The sequence below is a fragment of the Novosphingobium aureum genome (assembly GCF_015865035.1).
GTDB lineage: Bacteria > Pseudomonadota > Alphaproteobacteria > Sphingomonadales > Sphingomonadaceae > Novosphingobium > Novosphingobium aureum.
In genome coordinates this window covers 144,082-168,785 of sequence record NZ_JADZGI010000002.1, presented here as the reverse complement: position 1 = coordinate 168,785, position 24,704 = coordinate 144,082, and the positions used below count along the sequence as shown (strand labels likewise).

Below are 24,704 nucleotides of genomic sequence, written 5' to 3'. Positions count from 1 at the left end.
GGAAAGTGCTGACAGGACAAGAACTGACAGGACCCAGAGAGAGGCAGCCGGTGGATGCAGCGTCCCGGCAGCAATGGAAAGGACGGAGCCGATGACCCGAACAGGTCGAATTCCCAGGTCGTTCCTCGCAATCGCACCGTTTCGCCCGAGGCTTGGCGCAAAGCTTGGCCTCGTGCTCGGAGCCTGTGCCCTGATGCCGTTTGCGGCTGCGGCGCAGGAGGCCGCGGACACTGCCGAAGAGGCAGCGCCACCCGCCGCGCCTGTAATCGAGCCCGAGGCAATATCCGCGCTCGACCGCATGGCGGCTGCGCTGCAGACCCTCACCAGCTTCGAGGTCAAGTCCGACGTCACCACCGACGTGGTGCTCGAGGACGGGCAGAAGATCGAGTTCGGCGGGACGCTCGACCTCGAGGTCGCCCGGCCCGACGCGTTCAAGGTTGTCGCCGATTCCGACACGCGTACCCGCGAGATGTATTACGACGGGGCGAAGTTCACGATCTATTCCCCCAAGCTCGGCTTCTACGCCAGCTTCGATGCCCCCGCGACGATCGGCATGACGCTGGACAAGGCGCGCACCGAGTTCGGGATCGAGGTGCCGCTTGCGGACCTGTTCACCTGGGGGACCGACCAGACGGTTCGGGCCCGGGTCAAGCAGGCGATGGTGGTCCGGCCCGAGACGATCACCGGGCGCACCTGCATGCATTACGCCTTCCGGCAGGAGAAGGTCGACTGGCAGGTATGGATCGAGGACAGCGGCAAGATGCTGCCGTGCAAGATCGTCATCACCAGCCGCGTCGATCCGGCCATGCCGCAATATACCGCGGTGCTGCATTGGGACATCGATACCCCGATCGAGAAGGCGAGCCTCGCCTTCGCCCCGCCGGCCGATGCGCATGAAATCGCGATCGAGGAAGTCGACGACCAAGAGGAGAGCGAACAATGATCGGCACGATGCAGCGCGGCCTGCTGGCCGTCGGATCGCTGGCGCTGGTGATGAGCGGGGCCCCCGCCATGGCACTGGATACCGGGCTGGCAGGACCCGCCCCGCAAGCGCTGGTTCACAATGGTCCGGGCAGTTCGACCCTGGCGCTGGCTGCGGCCCAGACTCCGCGACCCAAGCCTAACCGTGCCAAGCCCAACCGCAACAAACCCAACCGGCCTTCCTCGAAACGTCCCGGCAATCGACCGAACAACAACCGTCCGTCGCATTCGCGACCCCCGGCGCGCAACACGGCCAACGTCAACATCAATCACAATGTCAACGTGAACAGCAACCGTCATTACGACAACCACCATCATCACGATCACTGGGACGACTGGGACGATCACTGGCACCCGGTCCGCACTGCGGCGACGGTCGCGGTGACGGCAGCGGTCGTGGGTTCGATCGTGCGCAGTATTCCGCCCAATTGCAGCACCGTCATGGTCAATGGCGTGAGCTATTCGCAATGCGGGTCGACCTGGTACCAGCCGCAGTATTCCGGATCCTCGGTCCAATACGTCGTGGTCAATCCGCCGCGCTGACCCGCGTGGCGGCATGCGTGTCGCGTCCGGCGGTGGGAATGCAGCCCGCCGGACGCGGCTAGCGCTGCCCGCGCGGACATAATCGGTACTCCACTTTGTCCGGAGCCTCCGGCGCCATGTCGGCGAGGAGGCGGGAGACTGCCATGAACGCCCTACTCATCCTCAAGCTCGCCATGGTGCTCAGCATCGTGCTGATCCTCTTTGCGCTGTCATTGCGCGCGAAGCGCGAGGACCTGCTCTATCTGTTCACGCACTGGCGGCTCGGCCTGGGTGCCTTCATCGCGATGTTCGTGGTGGTACCTGCGCTGGCGATCTTCATGGCCAAGTCCTTCGACCTCAATCCGGCAGTGAAAGTCGCACTTGTCGCGATCGCGTTCTCGCCATTGCCCCCGATCCTGCCGGGCAAGCAACTCAAGGCAGGCGGCGATGGCTGCTACATCACCGGGTTGCTGTTCGGCGCGACCGTGGTTTCGGTACTGGTCGCACCTTTCGGCGTCGCTCTGGCGGGAAGCCTGTTTCACGTCGAGGCCGGGATCACCCCGGGGCAGGTCGCCAAGCCGCTGGTGATGACGGTGATCCTGCCGCTGCTGCTTGGTCTGGGGGCCGCGCCGATGCTGGGCACGGCGCGGCTCAAGGTTGCCGATATCGCCAGCAAGCTGGGATCGGCGATTCTGCTGGTGGTGCTCGTGGTGCTGCTCGTGCTGATGTTCCCCGCCATCAAGGCGGTGATCGGCGAGGGAACGCTGCTGGTGCTTGCGGTCCTCATCGTCGGCGGGCTCATCGCCGGCTATGCGCTTGGCGGTTTCGACCGGGGCGACCGCGCGACGCTGGCACTAGCGGCCTCGACCCGCCATCCCGGTGTTGCCGTGGCAATTGCCTCCGCGACATTTCCCGAAGCCAAGCTCGCGCCGGCGGCGATCGTGCTTTCGCTGCTGCTCTCCACGGTCCTGTGCATTCCATTCATGAAGCGCATGAAGATGCTGACCGCGAACGGCGAATGATCGGCGATGCCGAGCGCGAAGTCCGGACACCCTTAGCTGCGACTGGCGTCGCCGGCGAGTTCGAGGTGCTGGGCGGGGAGGGCGACTTCGAGCCCCATCGTTTCCAGCCGCTCAAGCACAGCGAGGATCAGCCGTTCCTGGCGGTAGAAGCCGTCGGCGAAGGAATCGCAGTGCAGATGCGCATGAATGCGGAAGCGGTAGGAGCAGTCGCCGAAGCCGAGGAAGCGGATCGGGCAGGTCTCCTCGATATAGTCGGGATTGGCTGCGATCACCGATCGCGCCGCCTCGAGCGTGCGCATGATGCCAGTGCTGCCCGCTGAGAAGGGAATACCGAAGTACTGGTCGACGAAGAACCGGTCGCGCACAGCCAGGTTCTCGATCTCACCGTCGGCGAAGTGGCTGTTGGGGATGGCGAGGATGGTCCTGTCCAGCGTGCGGATGCGGGTCGAGCGCAGGCCGATGTCGAGCACGTGGCCGGTATGGCCGTTGACCTTGCACAAGTCGCCCACGCGCACCGGCTTGTCGGACAGCACCAAGATGCTGCCGACAAGGTCCTCGACCGCCTTGCGCGCGCCCAGAGCCAGCGCCAGGCCGCCCACGCCCAGCGCCGCGAGCCCTGCAGTGACATCGATCGCGAACGTGGCCAGCAGCGTAGCGACGGCATAGGCAACGAGGCCCAGGCGGATCATGCGCATCGCGAACTTGAGCGGGCCGATCCACTGCATCTGCTCCCTTGCGCGCATGCGCCACACGGCGATGCGTGAGAGCGTCCCGGTCAGCCTCCAGCCCAGCCAGACCGCCGCCAGTCCGACGACGATCCCCGAATAGCGCGCTATTGCGGTGCGTTCGGCCAGTCCCGCGCCAAGCGGAGCGGCAAAATGCTCGATCGCGGCATAGACCGCGATCAGCGCGGCGGGTGGAGCAAGCGCCATGATGATCTCGGCCCCCGGCTGGTGCGCGCGCCCGGCCTGTTCCAGCCCGATCAGCCTGCACAGCGCACGAAAGGCAAGGACGATGCCGATGAACAGGGCCAGGCCGACACCGGCGATCAGTGCCCAACTCGAGAGCGGGGCGCCCAGCAGCATGGTGCGCTCCTTGACGTGTAGGGCGCTGTCGTCGCCCGGTGCGAGCGCAGGGGCAGCAGCGATGGCCGCCTCGACGCTCTCGCGGGAGATCAGCCACAAGGCACCTTGCCCGCCGTCCGCCCCGTCGGTGGCCGTCTCGAGCGGGGCAGCGCGCGGCGTCGGCGCTTCGCTGGCGGTGATACGGCGGGCCATGATCGGGACCGGTCCGGTCTCGAGTTCGAGCGTGCCGATGTCTTCCCGGTCGGGAGGCAGCCCGTCATCGAGGTCGCCTTCGGGATCGAGCGAGAGGGCGATGCGCGCCTTGAGTTTGCCGTAGCGGTCCATCGCCTCCGCCAGCCGCGCCGCCCGCTGGAAGCTGGCCTTCGAGCCGGGCTGTTCGCCTTCCATATAATGCACCAGTCGCGGCAGATCGTTGGCGGTGAGCGCCTCGAACAGCCCGATAAGCATGGCACGGGGATTGTCCCGGCCATAGGTGTCGGCTTCGTCCTTTGCCGCCTCGTCCTGCGAAGCGTCTTCAGAAGTGCTAGCGGGTCCGCTCGCGCCCCACGATGGCCGCGGAACGGCGAGCGAGGCGAGGGCGAGGCCAAGGGCAATCAGCAAGGTGGGCGCAGCGCGGCGCAAACGGGTCTTCAAGGGCATCCTCCGGTCGGCTCGGGTCTGCGCGCGAGCGCGGCGCGCGGGCGGATCCCGGTTCGGGAGGGGCAAGTCTTCCCGCTCGCTGCGCAAGCGACCATCGGCACAAACCCTGAGAAGCGCGGCAGGAGAATGACCCTCGTCCAGACTTTTCCCGCGGGAAGGCAGGTACGCCGCTTGGCGCTTACGGCGGGTTAACCAATTCCTGCCAGTGTCGCATGGCTAACGGGGGTGCCATAAATGCGCGACAATCCTGAGTTTTCTGCCGGTCTCATCGAGCCGCTCGACACCGCATCGGCGGCGCTGGAAGGCGTGCTCGACGTGTTGCCCGGCGCGCAGGAACACGTCGAGGTCTCCGCGATCATCCCGTGTCTCAACGAAGAGCGAACGCTGGGCATCTGCATCGAGAAGATCCAGCGCGCCTTCGCGTCCGCGGGCATCCGGGGCGAGATCGTGGTCGGCGACAACGGCTCGAGCGACGGCTCGATCGAGATCGCGATGCGCATGGGCGCAAGGGTCGCGCACCAGCCCGTCAAGGGCTACGGTGCCGCCTTGCAGGCCGCCGCGAACGCGGCGCGCGGGCGTTATCTGGTCATGGCCGATGCCGACGACTCCTACGACTGGAGCGACATTCCCCGGTTCGTCGCCGTGTTGCGCGAGGGCGCGGACCTCGTCATGGGCGATCGCTTCGCCGGAGGCATCGAGGCCGGTGCGATGCCGGCGCTCCACCGCTACTTCGGCAACCCGGTGCTTTCGGCCATCGGCCGCGTGGCACATGCCACCCCTATCCGCGATTTCCATTGCGGCATGCGCGGCTTCACGCGCGAGGCCTATCGGCGCATCGCCGCGCGCTCGCCCGGCATGGAGTTCGCCTCCGAGATGGTCATCAACGCGCAGCGCGCGGGGCTTGCCATCGCCGAGGTTCCGATCAGGCTCTACCCCGACAAGCGCGACCGTCGCCCCCACTTGCGCTCGTTCCGGGATGGCTGGCGACACTTGCGTCTGATCGTCGCACACGCGCCCGACCGGCTCTACCTTGCACCCGGCCTTGCCCTGATGCTGGCTGGGCTCGTCGGGCTCGGTGTGCTCGCTCGCGGACCGGTGACCATCGCCGGGCAATATTTCGGCATCCACTGGGTGGCGCTCTCGACCATGGCGACACTGATCGGCCTGAGTGCGATCCTGCTCGGCACGCTCGCCAAGGTGGCGATCGCCACTTACCAGCCGCTCTCGCGCGGGCAGCTCGTGCCATGGCTCTTGCGCACGCGCCCGGTCGAAGCATTGATCGCCACTGGCGCGGGTCTTGCCGGGCTCGGTATTCTTGCCGACGGCTGGCTTGCGCTGCACTGGCTGCTGGTCGGGGGCGGCATGGAAGCGTCGGTGCACCTTGCCTTCATCCTCACCACCGCCTGCGTCGCCGGGGTGACGATGGTGCTGGCAGGCTTCGTGCTCAAGCTCCTGCTCGACAACCTCAGTTACCGCGACGCCTGACCCGCCGCGTAGCGGGGCCAAACGAAAAGGGCCGGATCGTTTCTCGGCGATCCGGCCCTTTTCGTGTTTGCCGTGACGGCGTCGGGGTCAGCCGACGAAAGCGCGCTCGATCACGAAGTCGCCGGGCTTGTTGTTCGCGCCCTCGACGAAACCGAGGCCCTCGAGCTGCTCGGAGAAGTCCTTGATCATCGCCATTGAGCCGCACAGCATCACGCGGTCGGTCTCGGGGTTGAGGCGGGCATCGCCCTCGAGGCCCTCGAACAGGCGACCGTTCTCGATGATCTCACCGATGCGCCCGGTGGTGTGGAATTCCTCACGCGTGACGGTCGGCACGTAAGTGAACTTCACCAGGGCCTCGTCCCCGACCAGCGGGTCGTTGGCGAGCTGGCTCTCGAGGTCCTCGCGGAAGGCGAGGTCGCTGACGCGGCGCACGCAGTGGACCACGACGACCTGGTCGAAGCACTCGTAGACGTCGGGATCGCGTGCGAGCGAGAGGAACGGGGCGAGGCCGGTGCCGGTCGAGAACATGAAGAGGCGCTTGCCGGGAAGCAGCGCGTCGGTGACCAGCGTGCCGGTCGGCTTGCGGCCGAGGAAGACCTGATCGCCGACCTGGATGTTCTGGAGGCGCGAGGTCAGCGGGCCGTCCTGGACCTTGATCGAGAGGAACTCAATTTCCTCGTCCCACGAAGGGCTGGCGATCGAGTAGGCACGCAGCAGCGGGCGGCCGTTGTCGCCCATCAGGCCGAGCATCACGAATTCGCCCGAGCGGAACCGGAAGGTCGAGGGGCGGGTGATCTTGAAGCTGAACAGGTGCTCGTTCCAGTGATGGACAGAACGCACTGTCTCGACGCTCAGGGCCGTGGTCGGCTCAAGGGTCGTTGCCTCTGCGGTTCCGTTGCTCATTCTCTGGTCCTCGGTATGCACGAAATGGTGTGTGCGGCTGGTGCCGCGAAAGCGCTGGCGACGTGTCCCGTCCGGATCGGTTCCCCGCTGCAATCGCGGTGCTGACCGCGCGGTGGGAGAGCCGATGGATGCGGATGTGCCGCCGTCCAAATGTCCGGCGTGCGTCAAGCGCAATCCGGAGGTCCGGTCAAGAAAAAGGCGCCTGAAAGGCCGCCGAAATTTGCTTGGCCGGGACAAAAGTTTTCTACCATCGGGTGGCAAATCCACCGCAATGCACCATCGCGCCAGCCTCTTGCCCAAAGGAAAAGGCCAAGCATTGCAGTGGCACGCATCGCTCCCGGCAAGCGCCGGTCGCGATGGCGATGGACTAGCCTTGTTGATAATGGATTGCAATAGTGGGTGGTTGGCGGCGTTACATCGATGCTCAGCGCGGCGCGAAGCTGCCCGCTTCGGCGGGTGGCCAGCACGGGCCCTGCGCCGATTCGGGAAGCGGCGCCTCGCGCGCTGCGCGGTGGGAATCCCCGGCGTCGAGCCAGTGGCGCAACAGCGCGGCGACTTCGGCGGCGTGGCTGGTGGCGAAACCATGTCCCCAGCCCGGTACATCGAGCATGTCGAGCAGGGGCGAGATGCCGCGTGCCTTTTCCGTCTGGGCTGCAAGGTCGTCGCCGGTGCGCAGGACGAGTGCCGGGTGGGCAAGGGCGCGCAGTGCAGCCTCGAGATCGTAGTCGAAGGCAGCGGCATGGCCCCACCAGGCCTTGTCCCCGCCGGTGAGGGCCTCCTCGAAGTGCTCGGCGACCTGCTCGAGGCTCATCCCGGGGCGGCGGTAGTGGTGGCAGAAGCCGCGCCAGCGCCGGGCAAGGTGGCTGCCGTCCTCGCTCGGGGCATGGCTATGGGGACCGTAGTAACTGCGGAAGGTCTCGCGCTCGGTGGAATCGAACAGTGGTGCGCCGACGAGGACGAGCCTGCCGATCGCCTCGGGATGTCGCGCGGCCATCGCGGCGGCAACCAGCGCGCCGGTGTGATAGCCCATGACATCGAAGCGCGTGGCAGGGGGGAGGGTACCTTGAGCCATCAAGCTTGCCATCGCCTCGTGGAGGGCATCGGCATAGACCTCGATGGAGGGTTGCCGCCTTGGCGCATCGGAGTGGCCGTAGCCGGGGGTGTCGAAGGCGACGGCGAGGCGATCATCGCCAGTTTCGCCGACGAGCCGCTCGAAGATGCGGCCGGTCATCGGGCTCATGTGGATGAACAGCACCGGGCGCCGTCCCGAAGTGGAGGCGTTCGCGTCCGGGGCTGCAACACGGGCGTGGACCTGCCCGTGCCTTCCCTCGACGTAAGTGCGTGTGACGCGTGTCATCTTCGTGCCTTCCCTCTCTTGGTGGGGGCGGCGGGATGCCTCGCGTCTACTCGGGGTCGATCACCATCGAATAGCTGAAGGCCTCGCCGGGGTGGTAGGTGTTGGTTATCTCGAAGGGGCGCCCCTCGCTGTCGTGATAGATGCGCAGGATGCGCAGGCACGGGCGGCGGCGCGGGATCTGTAGTGCCTTGGCCATCGGCGCACTGGCAGGAACCGCCGAGATATGCTGGACGACGCGCCCGATCTTGAGATCGCCGAGCGCCTCGAGCTGGCTGAAGAGTGCCAGCGAGGTGAGGTCGAGCTGTGGCACCAGATGCGCGAGGTCCGCGCGGATGTAGCAGTCGATCGCTGCGACTGGCCGGTCCTGACCGCCACCGGCGCTGCGCACGCCATGCAGGAAGGCCCATTTCCGGTCGGTCTTGCCATGTGGACCGATTTGCCGGGCGATCGTGCCGGGCAGCACCTTCTCCCCCATCGGGACCAGCGCACTTCGCGAATCGCGGGCATACTGGCGCATCTCGTCGAGACTGGTGAGCGACTGGAAGGTCGGGCTGGCCTGCACGTGCGGGGGCTCGACCACCGTGCCCGAGCCGCGTCGGCGCGAGATCAGCCGTTCTTCCTGCAGGCAGCGCAGGGCCTCGCGCACGGTGAAGCGGCTCACGCCATATTCGCGGCACAGTTCGAGTTCGGTGGGGAACGGGGTCGCGGGGGTAAGCGTACCATCCTCGATCGCCTGGCGCAGCTTGTCGGCCAGCTGCAGGTATCGCGGCCCTCCCTGCTTCGACGCTATATCCATCGTACCCCTGAAATTTCGAACGTAGTTTCAACTCAGTGGCCGTCAGCGTCTCTGTTCGCAAGCCCGATCGTCCGGGCGACCGCATCGCGGGTCACGGCCCATTCGCGTGCGGCGCTCGAGCGCAAGAGGGCGCGGTGCTCGATGCGCAGCGCCTCGGGGGCGATTGCTTCGGGGGTGAAGTCGATCGCATTGGCCGCGCCGGCCTCGTACCACGGGGCGAAGAACTTGCCCGCGCGCACGATTTGCCAGGCCTTGGTGAGATAGCTGCCGAAGCGGTCTGGAGCGAGGTCGGGGTAGAGCAGCTCGGGATCGCCCGCGGGAGCGGGGGCAAAGTCGATCTCGGTGCAGCCAAGCGCGGTGCGCGCGGCCTCGATCACCGCGAGCCAGGGTGCAGCGTCGGCGGGGGCGGCTCCTTCCCAGCCATCGGACAGGCCGTGGCCGGGCAGGTCGATTGCCTTGGCTCCGGCAAGGTCGAGCAGTTCGACCGACTGGCCCGGGGCATGGACCCTGAGCGTTTGGCCTGTGCCCTTCCAGTGCAGCCTGCCGGTGAAGCCGGGGGTGTCGACAGTGATGAAGCCCTCGTCGGCGCATTCGCCGATGACTGCGGGGGCGGACTGGGCGTGCGGGGCCAGATGATCGAGACTTGCCTGCTGCTGGTCAGCGGCGGTGGCCAGCTTGCGTGCTTCCCACGAGGGATGCAGCGCGGGCAGCCGGTCGATGTGCTCGTAGAGAACGTCGGCCTCGTAGGCACTGATCAGGACCGGGCGCGTCTCTTCGCCGGGAGCAGGCACGATACGCGGCGCGCGCAGCACCGCGCCATAGCCCACGCGGTAGGCATCGCCCGAATCGAGCATCTCGCGGATCACTGCATCGACCCGCGCGACGTCGTCATGAGCAACGCCGATACGCGCGGCCTTGCGCGTATCGAACCAGGGGAAGAACCAGGTCTGCTCGAGAATGCGGTTCCACAACCAGGCAAGATGTTCGCCATAGGCCGAGGGCTTGAATGCGGGCAGGTAGCTTTGCGAGAACGCCTTGCTCTCTTCCTCGGTCCAGATCGCGAAGCCGCCGATGGCGAGCGCGGTGAAGCGCGAGGGGGCGCGTGCCAGCGTATTGACGAGGATCGTGCCGCCCGAGTGGAACCCGTAGGCCGCGACCTTGTCGAAGCCGAGCGCATCGAGCAGGCCGACGAGCGCGTCGGAGAAGTCGTCGATGGTCGCGTTCTCGTCGGGCAGGGGATCGCTCTGGCCGAAGCCGGGGGTGTCGGGGGCGATGCAGGTATGGGTCTCGCCCCAGGTGCGCATCAGGGCCTCGTACTCGGTCGAGGAGCGCGGGCTCTGGTGAACCATGAGGATTACCGGGCCGCTCCCGCAGCGACGGTAATGCACGCGGCGAGTGCCGACGTCGACGAAGTGCCTGGTGATCTGCATCCTGGAGAGTCTTTCGGATCGGTAGGTGAGAAGTAAGGAGAGGTGTTTCCGACGGGGTCAGCCGAGCGGATCGCCTTCGAGTTCGACGAGTTCGAATACGGAATCGAGATAGCCCTGTGCCTCGCCCTTGACGTAGAGGCAGTCGCCGTCGCGGCTCAGCCACATGTCGTAGGGCGGATGGTCGTTGACGATGCCGCGAAGGCGCATGCGGTTGCACTCGAAACGCCCGGCAGGAACCTCGATCGTCTCGACCCCGACGAACTCGAAGCCCGAAGTCGTGGTGCACAGGCTTGGCCCGGTGGCACCCAGATGGTGCAGGCTGTGCATCAGGTTGCGGCCCATGAAGGCGACGTGTCCGGGCCCCTTGTCAAAAGGGAAGGTCGCGGCGAGCCAGCCGTCTGATTGCACCGCATGAACGCCGAAGCCGCGCATCGGGCGCTGGATGGCGATTGTCTGGCTGACCCGGCCCAGATCGCGCGAGAAGCTCTCGCACTCGGCCTCGGTATCGGTGAAGCGGAACCAGCCGCTTCCGGTCAGTTCGCCCTTGTTCATGACCCGCACGTAGGCCTCGGCGGGATGGAAGTCGTCATGGACCGAGAGCACGTTGTCGCGCACCACCTGCTCACCTGCCACGGCCAGTTCGCAGTGTGCGCTGAGTGTACGCATTCCGTCACTTCCACGGGTGATTTCCCAGCGTTCGAAGCCCCAGCGCGCGCGTTCGTTCCGACGGCGATATTCGATCAGTCCGCGTCGCGCGGGCAGCGGTGCGAAGGCCTCGGTCGGGGCATCGGTCATCTGGGGTCCCTTCTAATTGATATGCGATCTTTCGGGAAAGTGATCGGCGGCTCGGCGAAGGCTGCGCACGCAATGTCCCTGCCCTGCAATATGTCCGTACAAATTAAGCCAGAAGTCGATAGTCGACTTAACTGGATCTGTCCGACTGTCGGATTTGAATGCCTCTAGTTCTTGACTGAAACCTATGGATTCAAGCCGATTTTTTGGAAATTTTCGATTGAGTCGAAAGCGGCTGAGGCTTTTTGTAATATTTTTATGTCAAAAAAGTCAAGTGTCGCCATTTCGTGCTTGACTTGGGGGCGGATCGAACGAACCTTGCGGGCGCTGAGGCTGCTGCTAGCCGACCCAGATCGGAGGCTGTCTCAGCCGTTTCGTCCCGTCGCGGATGGACGCTTTTGCGCAACGGGGTGCCGCGGACAGGCGAGACGCCCGCAAGACACAAAGGGATGGCTCATGAGGAAGACAATTTTGAGCGCGACCACCGCACTGTGCGGCATGCTCGCGATCGCTGCTCCCGCCCATGCTCAGGACGAGGCCGATGCTGGTTCGCGTCGCGAGGTCTCCGGGCAGGTTACCGATATCGTCGTGACCGCACAGCGCCGCCAGGAAAGCCAGCAGAACGTGCCGATCGCGATCTCGGCGATCTCGGGCGCCGAGCTTGAGGCACGTGGCGTCACCAACGCACTCCAGGTTGCCCAGTACATCCCGAACATGATCGCGATGAACAACACCGGTCTGGGTTCGTCGAACACCTATTACATCCGCGGTATCGGCTCGACGGAGTCCATCGCCACCTTCGATCCGCCGGTCGGGACCTACGTCGACGACGTTTACATCTCGCGCCAGGGCGCCAACAACTTCTCGATGTTCGACGTCGACAGGATCGAGGTCCTGCGCGGCCCGCAGGGCACGCTGTTCGGGCGCAACACCACGGGCGGCGCGGTTAGCGTGCACATGGCCGAGCCCGAGTTCGGCACGATCGGCGGCTTCGTCGAAGGCGGTTACGGGACTTACGAGGCCAAGCAGCTGCGCGGCACGATCAACATCCCGCTCGCCGAAACCTTCGCGGCCAAGGTGTCGGCCTACTGGCAGGACAGCGACGGCTACGTGAAGAACGTGACCACCGGCGACAAGCTCAACGACATCGACGGCTGGGGCGCGCGTCTCGCGCTGCGCGGCGAACTGAGCGACAGCGTGCGCTGGTCGGGCGGTTACACCCACATCGTCGACAAGTCCGAGAACATCCTCAACTTCGAGTGCAACCCCGCTGATCCCACCGATTGCGACGGCCGCTTCGCCTCGACCGGCTACACCGAGGCCTCCTCGGACGTTTTCGCCGATCTCGGCGTGACCGGTGACAAGGCCTACTACGGCAATGGCAGCAAGGCGGTCACCGACCTCATTACCTCCAAGCTGGCGATCGATGTCTCGGACGATGCCACGGTCGAGTTCATCACCGGCTACCTGCGCCAGAACATGGAATACGGACTCGACTTCTACGACGGTCGCTCGGCGCCTTCGACGGCCAATCCCTATCCTGCGGTCGGCGGCTACGACTTTGGCGGCTTCACCATCCTTGCCGACATCTGGACCGACCAGTTCAGCCAGGAAGTCAAGGTCAACGGTTCTGCCTTCGGCGGCTTCCTCGACTACGTCGTGGGCGCCTTCTACATGAAGGAGAAGAACAACACGAACACGGCGGACATCTTCGGTGTTTCCTCGTCGTTCGCGCTGCTGCTCGACGACAAGATCCTGAAGAACTCGACCGAATCCATCGCCGGCTATGCGCAGTTCGATGCCAACATCACCGACAAGCTCAAGGTTACCGCGGGTATCCGCTATACCGACGAGATCAAGAAGGTGGGCATCTACGACCTGCGTCCCAGCTGCGCTGCGGGCGGGGCAGGGTGTCTGAACAATGACAACCTTGTCGCGGCCAACATCCCGCTCGAGCAGAAGACCAAGATCTGGACCCCGCGCTTCGCGATCAATTATCAGGCGGCCGATGACGTGCTGCTCTACGCCAGCGCGACCAAGGGCTTCAAGTCGGGCGGCTGGGCCTCGCGCGCGACACGTCCGGGCGAATTCCTGCCTTTCAGCCCCGAAAAGGTCTGGAGCTACGAGGCGGGTATCAAGTCGGAATGGTTCGACCGCATGCTGCGCGCGAACCTCACGGTCTACTGGATGGACATCACCGACCTGCAGACCCCGGCGGGCTTCGTGCGTGACAACGGCTCGATCGCCTTTCTCACCCGCAACTTCGCCGATTACCGCAACAAGGGCGTGGAGGCCGAGTTCGTCTTCGTGCCGACGCCGGGCCTCAACCTGCACCTGAGCGGTGGTTATCAGGACGACAAGTACCTGATCGACGCCAATGCCCCCGAGACCGACGAATATGGCGTGCTCTCGGTGGCTGCCCAGCAGGCGCAGTGTCTGGCTGGCGATACCACGCGCTGCGGCGTGGGCATCGTCACCGACAGCGGCGAAATCTCGACCCCGGTGCGTACCCCCGACTGGACCCTCTCCATGGGCGCGAGCTACGAGATCCCGGTCGGCGCGCTCTCGGTCGTGCCCTCGGTCGATGCGACCTGGCGCTCGGCGATGGAAGTGCAGTCGGCCAACCGCACCATCTACTACGATGCGGACACGGGCACCGGCACGTACGAAGGCGCGGGCAATCGCTACGTTGTCGGTTCGCATGCCAGCTCGCTGTGGATGTTCAACGCGGGGCTGGCGCTCAATGGCCCGGACAATGCCTGGCAGTTTTCGGTCAATTGCCAGAACTGCACGAACAAGGCTTATCCGCAGAGCTATCTGGGCTACTCGTACATCAATGCGCCGCGCACCGTGATGGGTAAGCTGCGCTTCAACTTCTGATTATCTGAACCAACCACGGGATCGGCGAGGCAAGACAATTGGCTAATGAATTCAAGAAGGGGTGGAAGATCATTTTCGCCGCCCTGCTGGGGACCGCCTGCGGCGCCTCGCCGATCCCGTTCAACGTCTTCTCGCTCGTCATAGGCCCCATCCACGAGGAATTCGGCTGGGACTATACGCAGATCAGCGCGGCCACCCTGTTCTGGGGTATCCCGGCCGCGCTGCTCGCGCCGTTCTATGGCTCGCTGTGCGATCGCCACGGCGTACGCAAGGTGGGCATTGCCTCGCTGGCGGCCTTCATCCTGGTCTTTTCCTCGTTCTACTTCACACCGAACTGGATCGTGGGCTGGTACCTGTTCTGGCTCGCGCTGGGGGCGGTCGCGATCGGCTCGACCCCGGTGATCTGGAGCCGCGCGGTGGCAATGTGGTTCGACAAGCACCGCGGGCTGGCGCTCGGCATAACCTTGCTCGGCACCAGTGCGACCGCGATGGTCGTGCCGCACTTCGTCAATTTCGCAATCGGCATCGGCGGCTGGCGGCTCGCCTTCCCGGCAGCGACGCTCTTTGCGCTGTTCCTCGCAATGCCGTTCATCGTTGCCTGGTACCGCGAACCGAGGCCCGAGGAACGTCCGGCGACGATCAGTGCCGGGGCCGACGGCATGGTCAGCGGCATCTCGCTCAAGCAGGCGATGCGCGGACGCCAGTTCTGGCTCCTGCTGGTCAGCACCTTGCTGATCTCGGTCGCCTATGGCGGCGCTCACGTTCAGATGGTCGAGATCGTCAAGCTGCACGGCTTTACCACGGGCGACGCGGCCACGGTGATGAGCGTCGTTGCACTCGGCATCCTCGTCGGGCGGCTCGGCATCGGCTATCTGTTCGACCGCTTCTGGGCGCCAGGCGTTGCCTTCCCGGCGATGCTGCTCCCCGCACTTGCGTGCTTTGTGTTGATGGGCACCGGATCCAGCTTCGCATTCGTGGCTCTGGGGGGCTTTCTCATCGGTGTCGCGGCTGGCACCGAGAGCGACATCGTCGCCTTCATGACAGCGCGCTATTTCGGCCTGCGCCACTATGGCAAGATCTATGGTTCGCTCTATGCCCCCTTCGGCATCGGCTCCTCGATCTCGCCGATGCTCTACGGCGCCGTGCGCGATGCCACCGGGACCTACGACATCATGCTCGGCGTTGCGATCGGCCTGTTCGGCGTGGGTGGCGCGCTGTTGCTCGGCCTCGGGCGCTATCCCGATTTCAACCGGGTACAGATCGAGGATCTGGCGCCGGCGGAGATTTCGCAAGTCTGATGCCGGGGCTGCGCAGCTCCGGCAGGGCTAGCAGGACGCCGCCAAGCGCCAGCGCGACGTCGATCATGATACTTGCCGCCGGAAGCTGCGCGTTCGCGAGATAGTGCCCCGCTCCCGTCGCGGCTAGCGCGGCGGCGAGTAGCAGGCGCAGATTGAGCTTGCGCGCCAGCCCTGGCATCGCCGCAGCGAGGGCGCCGAGTAGCGCAAAGGCCAGCCAGAACCCGCCGGTCAGCGGCATCTCGGCCCCGCCCAGCGCGCGCAGCCAGTAGGCTGCCACCATCAGCAGCGGCGCGCCCCAGATCGTCACCGCCCACAAGGCTTCGAGCCGGGGCGAGGGTGTCCCGCGCGAGCGGCGCTTCATCAGCCAAAGCGTCGTGCCTGTGGAGATGATCGCGCATAGCCCGAGACCAAAGCCGAGATAGGCGAGTTCGACCGGAATTCCGGCGAAGGTGCCGAAATGCAGCTTGTAGACCGAGGCGGCTGCCTGCTGGCCGAGCGCACCGTCGGACAGGCCGAGCTTGCGCTTGAAGCGGCCTTCGCCGTCGAACAGGTAGCTCTCGCCATAAATCAGGCGTCGGTCGTGATCGGCCAGTACCGAGATCTGCTGGCCGCGCGTGCCGGTCTCCTCGATTGTGACGTAAGTGACGCGGTGCTCGGGGTGATGGCGCACCATCCAGGCCAGCGCACGGTCGGCGCGCGCTACGGGGGCAGGGCGCGGGTCGTGCGCGGGGTGCTCGCCAAACAACGGGGCGTAGGCCGTCTCGAGATCACCGCCGTGGCGCTCCTGCGCGATCGTCACGAAGACGAGCTGGCCTAGGCCAATGACCGCCCCGGTAAAGGCAACGGCACCGGCAAACGGCAGCAGCCAGACGCCGAAGCGGTTGTGCAGGTCGGCGCGCGCGAGCTGGGGGCGGGCGCGCAGGCGCATGCGAAAGGCATCGCGGAATATGCGCGGATGAGCGAGAACCCCGGTCACCAGTGCGACACACAGCATCACGCCGAGCAGTCCGGTGAACATCACCCCCCAGGTCGGTGGCAGGTGCAGATAGTAGTGCATGGTGAGCACGAACTCGGTCCATGCATGGGCTTCGGGTGCAACGAAGGCACCATCGCCATCGACGTAGTTCGCGCCGTTGTCGGTGGTGACCACGAGGCGCGGGAGCCCGCGCGTCGGCATGTGGACATAGGCATGGTCGGTCGGCTTGTCCTGCCGCGCGAGCGTGTCCTCCAGTGCGTGCTGCACGGCGGCGGGGCTGACCTGCGCGACCTCGGTGATGCCCGGTTCCTCCCAGCGTTGCAGGTCCTGCTGGAACACTGCCAGCGCGCCGGTGAGGCAGACCAGGTAGAGCAGGCCGCTTGCGAGCAGCCCGACGGCAGCATGCCCGGACAAGGCACGCTGCACGAAGCCGGGAGCCGCCGGAGCGCGGGAGGAAGAGGCGCCCACGGTGGGCGGGGTCACAGGGTCAGCCATGTCAGGCCTCCGGGAAGGGCGGTGAACAACGCGGCCGGGATCATGGGCAGCGGGCGCGAGCGGGTCATCTGCCAGCTGAGCAGCGCCAGCCAGGTGAGCGGCAGGACCAAGAGCGCGAAGAGCGTGCTGTTGGCCGGTTGCCAGCCCGCGAGGTACAGCCAGCGCTGGCTGGCCCAGGCGAAGGCTAGCGCAGCGGCAATGTCCAGCGGGACAGCGATGAGAAACACTCCAATGCGCCGGGAGAGGTCTCTTGCGGCCATGCGCGATGCCCCGGATTGCGGGGATGGGGCGGGCGTGGAGCGACGCTTGTTCGGGTCGCGGACCGGCCGCGCCGGAGCTGGTGTCATGCCCGCCGCATGCGCGAGCAGCGCCATGGCGACGAGCGAGGCCGTGGCCGCGCCAGTGGCAAGGCCCCAGGCACCGAACCTGCCAAGCGCGATTACGCTGGCCAGTATCAGCGCCGCCCAACCGGCGACAACCGCGTCGCGTCGGCTTTGCCAGCCCACCCGCAACAGGACTGGTCCTGCCGCGGCAAGGAGAAGGCAGGCGCCAAGCAGCGTCGCGGTCATCGCCCCCGTCATGCTCAGAAGCTCAGGCCGAGCGTGCCGCGCACGGTGCGCGGGGCGCCATAGTAGGCTTGGGCGCTCTGCAGGCTCGACCAGTACTTCACGCCGGTCACGTTATCGACGTTGGCGCCGAGCGAGATGTTCGGAGTGAGCTGGTAGCGGGCCATGAGATCGACGAGAGCATAGTCGCCCTGTGTCACGCCGTTCTCGATCTTGCTCTGATAGCGGGCCGATGCGCCCAGACGTAGCGCCTCAAGGGCGGGCGGCGTATAGGCAGCGGTCAGGCGTACCGTATGGCGCGGGATGAACAGGCGTGCATCCTCTCCGGCATCGTCCTCGATATCGACATAGGCATAGCCGCCGGTGAGCTGCAGGCCGGGGAGCAGTTCGCCGCTCACGTCGAATTCCACACCTTGCGAGCGGTTGTCCTCGGCGGTGTAGTAGTTGATCCCGAGATCCGGGTTGAAGCCTGCCTGCCGAGCGACGTTGTCCTGCTTGGTCTTGAACACGGCGAGCGAGGCATTGAGGCGACCTTCCAGCCACTCGCCCTTGATGCCCGCCTCGTAGGTCTCGCCCTCGAGCGGTGCGAGCACGTTGCCGTCGATGTCGGTCTCGACCTGCGGATTGAAGATCGTTGCATAGCTGGCATAGGCGGTGAGGTTGCCGGTGAGGTCGAGCGTCACGCCGGCGAAGGGCAGGAACTTGGTCTTCGCGAAATTGTAGGGCGTGCCATAGGAGACGCCGTTGCGTTCTGCCCGCGCGACATTGCCGCCGAGCATCAGCTTGAGCGGCTCGGCAAGCGAGAGGCGAGCAAGGCCGTAGCCGGTGTAGATCTTGGTCGTGTAATCGGCCGCGACGGCGTAGTCGCCGAAGTCGGGATAAGGGAAAGTGCCCTGGAAGGCGGTGTCGCCGGGCAGGGGAATGCCGAAGGAATCGGGCGCGCTGGCCTGCGATTCGATCAGCCGCTGTTCGCCATAGGTGCCGCCGAACAGGACCTCGTGCTCGCGCCCGGCCAGCTCGAAGCTGCCGCCGATATGCGCATCAATGGTCGTATCGCGCTGATGGTCTTTGTAGGCACCGGGATAGGAGACGAGCGTGTCGCCCGAGTAATAGATGTAGAACAGCTCGGCATCGCCATCGAAGGCACGGCGCTGGACAGAGACCTTGGCTTGCCAGTCGTTGCCCAGATCATGCGTGATATCGGCGAAGAGCTGGCGGTCGGTCGAAGTCCAGTTGGTCCAGGGCTGCGCACTCGAGGTCGAGCGGTCGTACGATGCCGGATTGCCTTCGGCATCGGTCACCGGCAGCGCGCCCCAGGTCACGCCCTTCGGCGCGCTTTCCTGCCAGGAATAGCCGACCGTCGCGACGGTGTCGGGGCCGAGGTCCGCAGAGACGGTGCCGTAGAGCGTAAGACGCGAGGTCGAGTAATAGTCGAGGTAGCTATCGGCGCTTTCGTAAGCGCCGACGAAGCGGGCACGCAGACCGCCGTTCTCGGTCAGGGCGGCATTGACGTCCACGTCGCCGCGCACCTGGTCGAACGAGCCGTAGGACAAGGTTGCATAACCGCCGGTCTCGCGCTTGGCGCGCTTGCGCACGAAGTTGATCGTGGCCGAGGGGTTGCCGGTCTGCGAGAGCAGGCCGGTCGCGCCGCGCACGATCTCGACGCGCTCGAACAGCGCGGTGTCGGCTGCGCCGATCTGGATACCCTGCGCCAGCGGCATACCGACGCCATCGTACTGGAAGCTGACGATGTCGAAGCCGCGTGCATTGTAATAAGTGCGCTCCGAATCGAACGTCTCGACGTTCACGCCGGTGGTGCGGCGCAGGACATCGCGCACGGTGTCGAGATTGAAGTCCTCGATCTGCGCGCGGCTGACGACGCTGACCGACTGGGGCGTTTCGCGCAGCGAGATGTCGAGGCGGGTCGAGCTGGACTGGCCTTCGACGGTGTAGTCGTCGGGCACCGCGCCTGTCACCACGATGTCGCCGGAGCCAATTTCCGCTTCGGCTGCCTGAACACCCGTAGCGAGACCGAGGCCGAGGCCGATCGTCGCCAGCGCAATCGCGAGCCGGGAGGTGCCCGCGCGCATGCCGGGCGCCTGCGCCTGTCCTGTCCCCATGTTGAAGCCCCGGTCTGCGATCACGATTAGTCTCCGTTATTGATAGTCATTATCATTAGCGAATCGCGATCTATCAGGTGGAGGCATGGTGTCAACCGGCATGGCCGGCGCTTGCGTGGACAAGCCGAGGCATTGACCGGGGCCTCGCCGGGCGAATTCAGGGTTTATGTCGATGGTCGCAGGGCCTTGACCTTGCGTAGAACCTTGCAGGAATGGCGGACTTTCCCGCCAGGCTCAGCTGGGAGATCCTTCGATGTTCACCGGATTTACGCGTAGGTCGGCGATGATGACCCTGTCCGCGGCGGCACTGGCCAGCATGTTGCCGGTCCCGGCCATGGCGCGCGAACCTGCCGCGGAGATCGAGGCCAAGTCGCGCGCCGCGCTGGCCGAACTCTATGCGGGCAATCCCAAGGCGGCCGCCATCGGCGAGCGTGCCAAGGGCGTGATGGTCTTCCCCAACATCATCAAGGGCGGCTTCGTCATCGCCGGTTCCTCGGGCGACGGGGTGCTGCTCGTCGACGACAAGGTCTCGAAGTATTTCAACATCTCGAGCGCCTCGGTCGGCCTGCAGGCGGGTGGGCAGAGTTATGGCTATGCGCTGTTCTTCATGACCGACGAAAAGCTTGCCGAGGCCTCCTCGGATGCCAACTGGGACGTCGGCTCCGATCCCAACGTGGTCGTGCTCGACAAGGGCGCTGCGGCCGAACTCGATACGACCAGCCTCGACAAGGCGGTCTACGCCTTCGCCTTCAGCCAGAAGGGCCTGATGGCGGGGATCAGCCTCAAGGGCAGCCGCACCAAGGAAATCCATCCGAGCAAGTAAGCAGGCAGGGCCCTTGCGTCCTCAGCCCTCGACGTTGCGCATCCAGTCGGCGAGCTTGGCCATGTTGCCGTAGATAGCGGCGCGCGCCTCCTCGTCACTGACGGTCTCGTCGAGCGCGTCGCGCATGCAGGCGAGCCACGCGTCGCGTGCAGCGAGGCCGATCTTCACGTGCATGTGGCGCATGCGCATGCGCGGATGGCCTTTCTCGGGGCTGTAGAGTGCAGGGCCACCGAGCCATTCGCTGAGGTAGTTCTTGAGGCTGCGGCGCGATTCGGAGAGATCTTCGCGGTGCAATGCGCGCAGGTCGCGCGCTTCCTCGCGTGCGTCCATGCGGTCGTAGAAGCCGTCGACGAGGGCCGCGATGGTCGGCGCGCCGCCGATGCGCTCATAGAGGGTCGGCTCGCTCAGTTTTCCTCTCCCGGTGCGGCAATGGTGTGGACGGCCTCGAAGCCTTCGAAGCGTGGCGGTCCGAGGTAAGTCGGCTTGTCCGTCTCGCCGCGCGTGCCGGCATTGGCGTGGGCCTTGCGGAATGCGTCCGAGCGGGTCCACGCCTCGAAGGCATCGCGCGATGCCCAGCGCGTATGCGAGGCGTAGAGCGTGTGGTCGGCTTCGCCGGGGCCGCGCAGCAGGGCGAAACCGGCAAGCCCGGCACGTCCTGTAGGAAGCTCTCGCGAGTCTTCCACATGGTCTCGAACTTGTCCTCGTCGCCGTGCACGACCTGGAAGCGGTTCATCGCGATGAACATGGCCGGTCTCCTGTCCCGGGGTTGCCTTCGGGCGCGCTTCTAGACCGCATGCGGAGGGCTGGCAAAGGGCTCTCTTAGGTTTTTGCGGGCAGCCTCGCGGCCCTTCGGGAGCAGCGTCAGACTCTTCGCAAGACGATGGCGCTGGCCTGTAAAGGTGTATAAGGGCGCGCCATGATCCGACTGTCCGACCTTGCCTTGCCGCTCGACCATGCTCCGCAGGACCTCGAGCGCGCCGCCTGCGAGCGTCTCGGTATTACCCCCGAGGCGCTGGAGCGTCTTGTTGTCGCCCGGCGCGGCAACGATGCGCGGCGCAAGAGCGCGATCAAGCTGGTCTATACGCTCGACCTTCAGGTCGCGAACGAGGCGGAACTGCTCGAGCGCTTCGCGGGCGACCAGCACGTGCGGCGCACGCCCGACACCAGCTACAAGTTCGTCACCCGAGCGCCCGAGGACTATGCGGGGCCGCGGCCGGTGGTGATCGGGGCGGGGCCTTGCGGGCTGCTCGCAGCGCTGGTTCTCGCGCAGATGGGCTTGAAGCCGATCATCGTCGAGCGCGGAAAGGCGGTGCGCGAACGCACCAAGGACACCTGGGGCCTGTGGCGCCGTTCGGTGCTCGATCCCGAGAGCAACGTCCAGTTCGGCGAGGGCGGTGCGGGGACCTTCTCCGACGGCAAGCTCTACAGCCGCATCAAGGACCCGCGCCACCTCGGTCGAAAGGTCCTCACCGAATTCGTCAAGGCCGGGGCCCCCGACGACATTCTCACCGAGGCACACCCGCATATCGGCACCTTCCGCCTCGTCACGATGGTGATGTCGATGCGCGAGACGATCGAGCAGCTGGGCGGGGAATACCGCTTCGGCACACGCGTCGACGATTTCGAGGTCGAGACCGGCGAGGACGGCGCGCGCAGGCTCGTCGGGCTGCACCTCTCGAACGGCGACTTCCTGCCCGCGACCCACGTCCTGCTCGCCGTCGGCCACTCTGCGCGCGACACCTTCGAGGTGCTGCACAAGCGCGGCGTTTATGTCGAGGCCAAGCCCTTCTCGATCGGCGTGCGCATCGAACATCCGCAAGGTTGGATCGACAAGGCCCGCTACGGTCCCAATGCGGGCAACAAGATCCTTGGCGCTGCCGCCTACTCGATCTCGCACAAGTGTTCGAACGGGCGCACGGTCTATTCGTTCTGCATGTGCCCGGGCGGGCGCGTGGTCGCCGCCGCCAGCGAGGAAGGGCGTGTCGTCACCAACGGCATGAGCCAGTATTCGCGCGCTGAATTCAACGCCAACTCGGGCCTCGTCGTCGACATTGATCCCGAGCGCGACTTTCCCGGCAGCCCGCTCGCGGGCATCGCGCTCCAGCGCGAGCTGGAGGAGCGCGCCTTCGTCGCGGGCGGCTCGAACTACAAGGCGCCGGGGCAGAAGCTGGGCGATTTCCTCGCCAAGCGCCCCTCGACCGACCTCGGCGAAGTGACCCCGAGCTACCAGCCCGGCGTCACCCCGACCGATCTGGCCGAGGTGCTCCCCGATTTCGTGGTCGATGCGTTGCGCGAGGCGCTGCCGGTCTTCGGACGACAGGTGCCCGGCTACGACCATCCCGACGTGGTCATGACCGGCGTCGAGACGCGCACCTCCTCGCCCTTGCGCATCACCCGCGGGCGCGACTTCAACAGCCTCAACACACGCGGCCTCTACCCGGCGGGCGAGGGCGCAGGCTATGCAGGGGGCATCCTCTCGGCAGCGGTCGACGGCATCCGCGTCGCCGAGGCGATCGCGCTCGATCTTGTCCCTGCCTGAGCTCATCACCGTCATGGCACGTAACCCGAAGGCCCCGCTCGCGTCGAGCCTGTCCAGAGGCATGGTCAGCGCATGACGCAGAAATACGACGCCATCGTGCTGGGCGCGGGTGCGGCCGGGCTGTTCTGCGCGGCCACGGCAGGCCAGCGCGGCAAGCGGGTGCTGGTTCTCGATCACGCCGACAAGCCGGGCAAGAAGATCCTGATCTCGGGCGGCGGACGCTGCAACTTCACCAACCTTGGCATTGCGCCCGAGCGCTATCTCTCGTCCAACCGCCATTTCGCCAAGTCGGCGCTGCGCCGCTACACCGCGCGCGATTTCCTCGATCTGGTCGAGGCGCACGGCATCGCCTGGCACGAGAAGACGCTGGGCCAGCTGTTCTGCGACGGCTCGGCGCGCCAGATCCTCGACATGCTGCTTGCCGAATGCGCGCGCGGTGACGTTACGGTCCATTGCGGCGACGCGATCGCCGAGGTCGCTGGCGAGCCCGGCGCCTTCCGGGTCGGCTACGGCGCGCAGAGCGCACAGGCGCCAGCATTGGTGATCGCGACCGGCGGGCCCTCGATCCCCAAGATGGGCGCGACCGGTTTCGCCTACGACCTCGCGCGCCAGTTCGGGCTCAAGGTAGTGCAGCCGCGCCCTGCGCTGGTGCCGCTGACACTGCCTGCCGAAGAGGCTCTGTTCCGCGAGCTCTCGGGCGTTGCCACCGACATCGTCGCGCGCATCGACGGCACCTTCGGCAAGGCCGAATTCCGCGAGGCGGCGCTGTTCACCCATCGCGGTCTTTCCGGCCCCGCTATCCTGCAGGCGTCGAGCTACTGGCAGCGTGGTGACCGGCTCGCTGCCGATCTCGTGCCGGATCGTCGCAGCGGCTGGCTGCGCGAGGCCAAGCGCGAGCGCCCGCGTGTCGGCCTGCGCAAGGTTCTGAACGAGGCGCTGCCCGGGCGCCTTGCCGATGCGCTGGCCGAGCGGCTCGCGCTTTCGGGCGATCTCGGCAACCTTTCCGACAAGGCGCTGACCGCAGCCGAGGAAAGGCTCGCGCGCTGGCCTTTTGTCCCCGATGGTTCGGAAGGCTTTGCCAAGGCCGAGGTTACCGCAGGCGGTATCGACACCGCAGCGCTGTCGTCGAAGACGATGGAAGCGAACAAGGTGCCCGGGCTCTATGTCATCGGCGAGGCAGCCGATGTCACCGGATGGCTGGGCGGCTACAATTTCCAGTGGGCCTGGGCGAGCGGCCATGCGGCAGGCTCGGCGATCCTGGCCTGATCAGTCGCGGTAGAGGGCAGGGTAGGCCTTCTTCAGCTCGGTCAGCTTGGGCATGTCCCAGCGTACGATATAGGCGTTGCGCGGGTTCTTGCGCAGAAAGTCCTGATGGTAGGCTTCGGCCGGGTAGAACACGCCGTCCTCGACCGAGGTCGCAACCGGCTTGCCGAAGGTGCGCGCCATGTCGAGCGCCGAAATGTAGTCTAGCGCGATCTGTCGTTGCTGCGCGTTCTGCGGGAAGATGGCCGAGCGGTAGCTTCGCCCGACGTCGGGCGTCTGGCGGTTGAGCTGTGTTGGGTCGTGCGCGACGGCAAAGAATATCTCGAGCAATTTCGCGTAGCGCACTTCGCTCGGATCGTAGGCAATCCGGACCGCTTCGGCATGATCGGTGCGCTGGCTCGAAACCGCGCGGTAATGCGCGTCCTTCGCGGTTCCTCCGGCATAGCCTGCGTGGACCGAACGAACTCCGCGGACATGCTCGAAGACCGCCTCGATACCCCAGAAACAGCCACCTGCGAGCACGGCGACTTGTTGCTCGCGCGCGGTTTCGCGTTCGGCGGGCAGTGGTGGCATTTCGCGGGGGCGGGCGCTGGCGGCAGGTGCGAAGGAGAAGGCGAGGAGGGGAGCGAGGGACAGCAGCGCAGACGAGGCCAAACGCAGGCGAGTTGCGCGGCCCCTCGCGGCTGGGTGCAGGGCTGCTGCGATCATGGCGGCTTCTCCCGTGACATCGTG

At 65.9% G+C, this 24,704-nt stretch carries 21 protein-coding genes; 9 read left to right on the top strand and 12 right to left on the bottom strand.

Going from position 1 to position 24,704, the window contains the following annotated elements:
* Nucleotides 1–91 precede the first annotated feature (91 nt).
* The 3 genes from I5E68_RS13920 to I5E68_RS13910 all read left to right on the top strand — a co-directional run bounded on the left by I5E68_RS13920 (nucleotide 92) and on the right by I5E68_RS13910 (nucleotide 2,525).
* Entirely contained in the window at nucleotides 92–943 is an 852-nt protein-coding gene (locus I5E68_RS13920; RefSeq protein WP_228727200.1) for a DUF2092 domain-containing protein, read from the top strand.
* Nucleotides 940–1,524: a hypothetical protein gene (locus I5E68_RS20175; protein WP_228727199.1), complete on the top strand. Its 585-nt coding sequence runs from the start codon at nucleotides 940–942 to the stop codon at nucleotides 1,522–1,524. The genes I5E68_RS13920 and I5E68_RS20175 overlap by 4 nt, the downstream gene beginning before the upstream one ends.
* A gap of 143 nt (nucleotides 1,525–1,667) precedes the next feature.
* The gene (locus I5E68_RS13910) at nucleotides 1,668–2,525 is read left to right on the top strand and encodes a bile acid:sodium symporter (protein WP_197165076.1); all 858 of its coding nucleotides are present in this window, start codon (nucleotides 1,668–1,670) and stop codon (nucleotides 2,523–2,525) included.
* Nucleotides 2,526–2,557: 32 nt separating this feature from the next.
* Here I5E68_RS13910 and I5E68_RS13905 read toward each other — a convergent pair whose 3' ends face one another.
* Nucleotides 2,558–4,243 carry a mechanosensitive ion channel family protein gene (locus tag I5E68_RS13905; RefSeq protein WP_197165075.1) on the bottom strand — a complete coding sequence of 562 codons (1,686 nt, stop codon included), beginning with the start codon at nucleotides 4,241–4,243 and terminating at the stop codon, nucleotides 2,558–2,560.
* Between the two features lie 240 nt (nucleotides 4,244–4,483).
* Between I5E68_RS13905 and I5E68_RS13900 the strand changes: the two genes are divergently transcribed.
* Nucleotides 4,484–5,734, top strand: coding sequence for a glycosyltransferase family 2 protein (locus tag I5E68_RS13900; RefSeq protein WP_197165074.1), 1,251 nt, complete (start codon nucleotides 4,484–4,486; stop codon nucleotides 5,732–5,734).
* An 87-nt stretch (nucleotides 5,735–5,821) separates the two neighbouring features.
* Here I5E68_RS13900 and I5E68_RS13895 read toward each other — a convergent pair whose 3' ends face one another.
* From I5E68_RS13895 to I5E68_RS13875, 5 genes are all read right to left on the bottom strand, one after another.
* Nucleotides 5,822–6,637 carry a ferredoxin--NADP reductase gene (locus I5E68_RS13895; protein ID WP_197165072.1) on the bottom strand — a complete coding sequence of 272 codons (816 nt, stop codon included), beginning with the start codon at nucleotides 6,635–6,637 and terminating at the stop codon, nucleotides 5,822–5,824.
* Between the two features lie 424 nt (nucleotides 6,638–7,061).
* Nucleotides 7,062–7,994 (bottom strand): alpha/beta fold hydrolase, encoded by a 933-nt coding sequence (locus I5E68_RS13890; protein WP_197165070.1) that lies wholly within the window; start codon nucleotides 7,992–7,994, stop codon nucleotides 7,062–7,064.
* A 46-nt stretch (nucleotides 7,995–8,040) separates the two neighbouring features.
* Nucleotides 8,041–8,790, bottom strand: coding sequence for a GntR family transcriptional regulator (locus I5E68_RS13885; RefSeq protein ID WP_197165068.1), 750 nt, complete (start codon nucleotides 8,788–8,790; stop codon nucleotides 8,041–8,043).
* A 32-nt stretch (nucleotides 8,791–8,822) separates the two neighbouring features.
* Entirely contained in the window at nucleotides 8,823–10,220 is a 1,398-nt protein-coding gene (locus I5E68_RS13880) for an alpha/beta fold hydrolase (RefSeq protein WP_197165066.1), read from the bottom strand.
* 57 nt (nucleotides 10,221–10,277) lie between these two features.
* On the bottom strand, nucleotides 10,278–11,015 hold the full coding sequence (locus tag I5E68_RS13875) for a hypothetical protein (protein ID WP_197165064.1): 738 nt from the start codon (nucleotides 11,013–11,015) through the stop codon (nucleotides 10,278–10,280).
* A gap of 453 nt (nucleotides 11,016–11,468) precedes the next feature.
* Between I5E68_RS13875 and I5E68_RS13870 the strand changes: the two genes are divergently transcribed.
* Entirely contained in the window at nucleotides 11,469–13,892 is a 2,424-nt protein-coding gene (locus I5E68_RS13870; RefSeq protein WP_197165062.1) for a TonB-dependent receptor, read from the top strand.
* Nucleotides 13,893–13,930: 38 nt separating this feature from the next.
* Nucleotides 13,931–15,190, top strand: a complete 1,260-nt coding sequence (locus tag I5E68_RS13865; RefSeq protein WP_228727198.1) for an MFS transporter — start codon at nucleotides 13,931–13,933, stop codon at nucleotides 15,188–15,190.
* Here the strand turns inward: I5E68_RS13865 and I5E68_RS13860 are convergent.
* Genes I5E68_RS13860 through I5E68_RS13850 form a run of 3 tightly spaced genes read right to left on the bottom strand, consistent with a single transcriptional unit; the run spans nucleotide 15,138 to nucleotide 19,371 of the window.
* A complete protein-coding gene (locus tag I5E68_RS13860) occupies nucleotides 15,138–16,661 on the bottom strand; it encodes a PepSY-associated TM helix domain-containing protein (RefSeq protein ID WP_197165060.1) in 1,524 nt (507 codons plus the stop codon). The two genes, I5E68_RS13865 and I5E68_RS13860, sit on opposite strands and share 53 nt — an antisense overlap.
* Nucleotides 16,646–17,230, bottom strand: coding sequence for a hypothetical protein (locus tag I5E68_RS13855; RefSeq protein WP_197165058.1), 585 nt, complete (start codon nucleotides 17,228–17,230; stop codon nucleotides 16,646–16,648). The genes I5E68_RS13860 and I5E68_RS13855 overlap by 16 nt, the downstream gene beginning before the upstream one ends.
* 14 nt (nucleotides 17,231–17,244) lie before the next feature.
* The gene (locus I5E68_RS13850; protein WP_197165056.1) at nucleotides 17,245–19,371 is read right to left on the bottom strand and encodes a TonB-dependent siderophore receptor; all 2,127 of its coding nucleotides are present in this window, start codon (nucleotides 19,369–19,371) and stop codon (nucleotides 17,245–17,247) included.
* Nucleotides 19,372–19,600: 229 nt separating this feature from the next.
* Between I5E68_RS13850 and I5E68_RS13845 the strand changes: the two genes are divergently transcribed.
* Nucleotides 19,601–20,170 (top strand): lipid-binding SYLF domain-containing protein, encoded by a 570-nt coding sequence (locus I5E68_RS13845; RefSeq protein WP_197165054.1) that lies wholly within the window; start codon nucleotides 19,601–19,603, stop codon nucleotides 20,168–20,170.
* A 21-nt stretch (nucleotides 20,171–20,191) separates the two neighbouring features.
* Here the strand turns inward: I5E68_RS13845 and I5E68_RS13840 are convergent, their stop codons facing one another.
* A complete protein-coding gene (locus I5E68_RS13840; protein WP_197165653.1) occupies nucleotides 20,192–20,578 on the bottom strand; it encodes a group II truncated hemoglobin in 387 nt (128 codons plus the stop codon).
* Nucleotides 20,575–20,853 (bottom strand): antibiotic biosynthesis monooxygenase family protein, encoded by a 279-nt coding sequence (locus I5E68_RS13835; protein WP_323982178.1) that lies wholly within the window; start codon nucleotides 20,851–20,853, stop codon nucleotides 20,575–20,577. Before I5E68_RS13835 ends, I5E68_RS13840 begins: the two co-directional genes overlap by 4 nt.
* Nucleotides 20,854–21,086: 233 nt before the next feature.
* On the opposite strand from I5E68_RS13835, the gene I5E68_RS13830 reads away from it, so the two are divergent.
* Both I5E68_RS13830 and I5E68_RS13825 read left to right on the top strand, forming a co-directional pair.
* Nucleotides 21,087–22,709 (top strand): NAD(P)/FAD-dependent oxidoreductase, encoded by a 1,623-nt coding sequence (locus I5E68_RS13830; RefSeq protein WP_197165052.1) that lies wholly within the window; start codon nucleotides 21,087–21,089, stop codon nucleotides 22,707–22,709.
* A gap of 72 nt (nucleotides 22,710–22,781) precedes the next feature.
* Nucleotides 22,782–23,975, top strand: a complete 1,194-nt coding sequence (locus tag I5E68_RS13825; RefSeq protein WP_197165050.1) for a BaiN/RdsA family NAD(P)/FAD-dependent oxidoreductase — start codon at nucleotides 22,782–22,784, stop codon at nucleotides 23,973–23,975.
* Here I5E68_RS13825 and msrA read toward each other — a convergent pair whose 3' ends face one another.
* Nucleotides 23,976–24,680 carry a peptide-methionine (S)-S-oxide reductase MsrA gene (gene msrA / locus I5E68_RS13820; RefSeq protein WP_370463763.1) on the bottom strand — a complete coding sequence of 235 codons (705 nt, stop codon included), beginning with the start codon at nucleotides 24,678–24,680 and terminating at the stop codon, nucleotides 23,976–23,978.
* Nucleotides 24,681–24,704 lie beyond the last annotated feature (24 nt).

Bases quoted from the DNA above. Each gene is read 5' to 3' on its own strand.
- I5E68_RS13870 (WP_197165062.1), top strand. From the start codon at position 11,469: ATGAGGAAGACAATTTTGAGCGCGACCACCGCACTGTGCGGCATGCTC.
- I5E68_RS13830 (WP_197165052.1), top strand. From the start codon at position 21,087: ATGATCCGACTGTCCGACCTTGCCTTGCCGCTCGACCATGCTCCGCAG.
- I5E68_RS13890 (WP_197165070.1), bottom strand. From the start codon at position 7,994: ATGACACGCGTCACACGCACTTACGTCGAGGGAAGGCACGGGCAGGTC.
- I5E68_RS20175 (WP_228727199.1), top strand. From the start codon at position 940: ATGATCGGCACGATGCAGCGCGGCCTGCTGGCCGTCGGATCGCTGGCG.
- I5E68_RS13880 (WP_197165066.1), bottom strand. From the start codon at position 10,220: ATGCAGATCACCAGGCACTTCGTCGACGTCGGCACTCGCCGCGTGCAT.
- I5E68_RS13910 (WP_197165076.1), top strand. From the start codon at position 1,668: ATGAACGCCCTACTCATCCTCAAGCTCGCCATGGTGCTCAGCATCGTG.
- I5E68_RS13885 (WP_197165068.1), bottom strand. From the start codon at position 8,790: ATGGATATAGCGTCGAAGCAGGGAGGGCCGCGATACCTGCAGCTGGCC.
- I5E68_RS13875 (WP_197165064.1), bottom strand. From the start codon at position 11,015: ATGACCGATGCCCCGACCGAGGCCTTCGCACCGCTGCCCGCGCGACGC.
- msrA (WP_370463763.1), bottom strand. From the start codon at position 24,680: ATGATCGCAGCAGCCCTGCACCCAGCCGCGAGGGGCCGCGCAACTCGC.
- I5E68_RS13895 (WP_197165072.1), bottom strand. From the start codon at position 6,637: ATGAGCAACGGAACCGCAGAGGCAACGACCCTTGAGCCGACCACGGCC.
- I5E68_RS13900 (WP_197165074.1), top strand. From the start codon at position 4,484: ATGCGCGACAATCCTGAGTTTTCTGCCGGTCTCATCGAGCCGCTCGAC.
- I5E68_RS13845 (WP_197165054.1), top strand. From the start codon at position 19,601: ATGTTCACCGGATTTACGCGTAGGTCGGCGATGATGACCCTGTCCGCG.
- I5E68_RS13920 (WP_228727200.1), top strand. From the start codon at position 92: ATGACCCGAACAGGTCGAATTCCCAGGTCGTTCCTCGCAATCGCACCG.
- I5E68_RS13825 (WP_197165050.1), top strand. From the start codon at position 22,782: ATGACGCAGAAATACGACGCCATCGTGCTGGGCGCGGGTGCGGCCGGG.
- I5E68_RS13860 (WP_197165060.1), bottom strand. From the start codon at position 16,661: ATGGCTGACCCTGTGACCCCGCCCACCGTGGGCGCCTCTTCCTCCCGC.
- I5E68_RS13855 (WP_197165058.1), bottom strand. From the start codon at position 17,230: ATGACCGCGACGCTGCTTGGCGCCTGCCTTCTCCTTGCCGCGGCAGGA.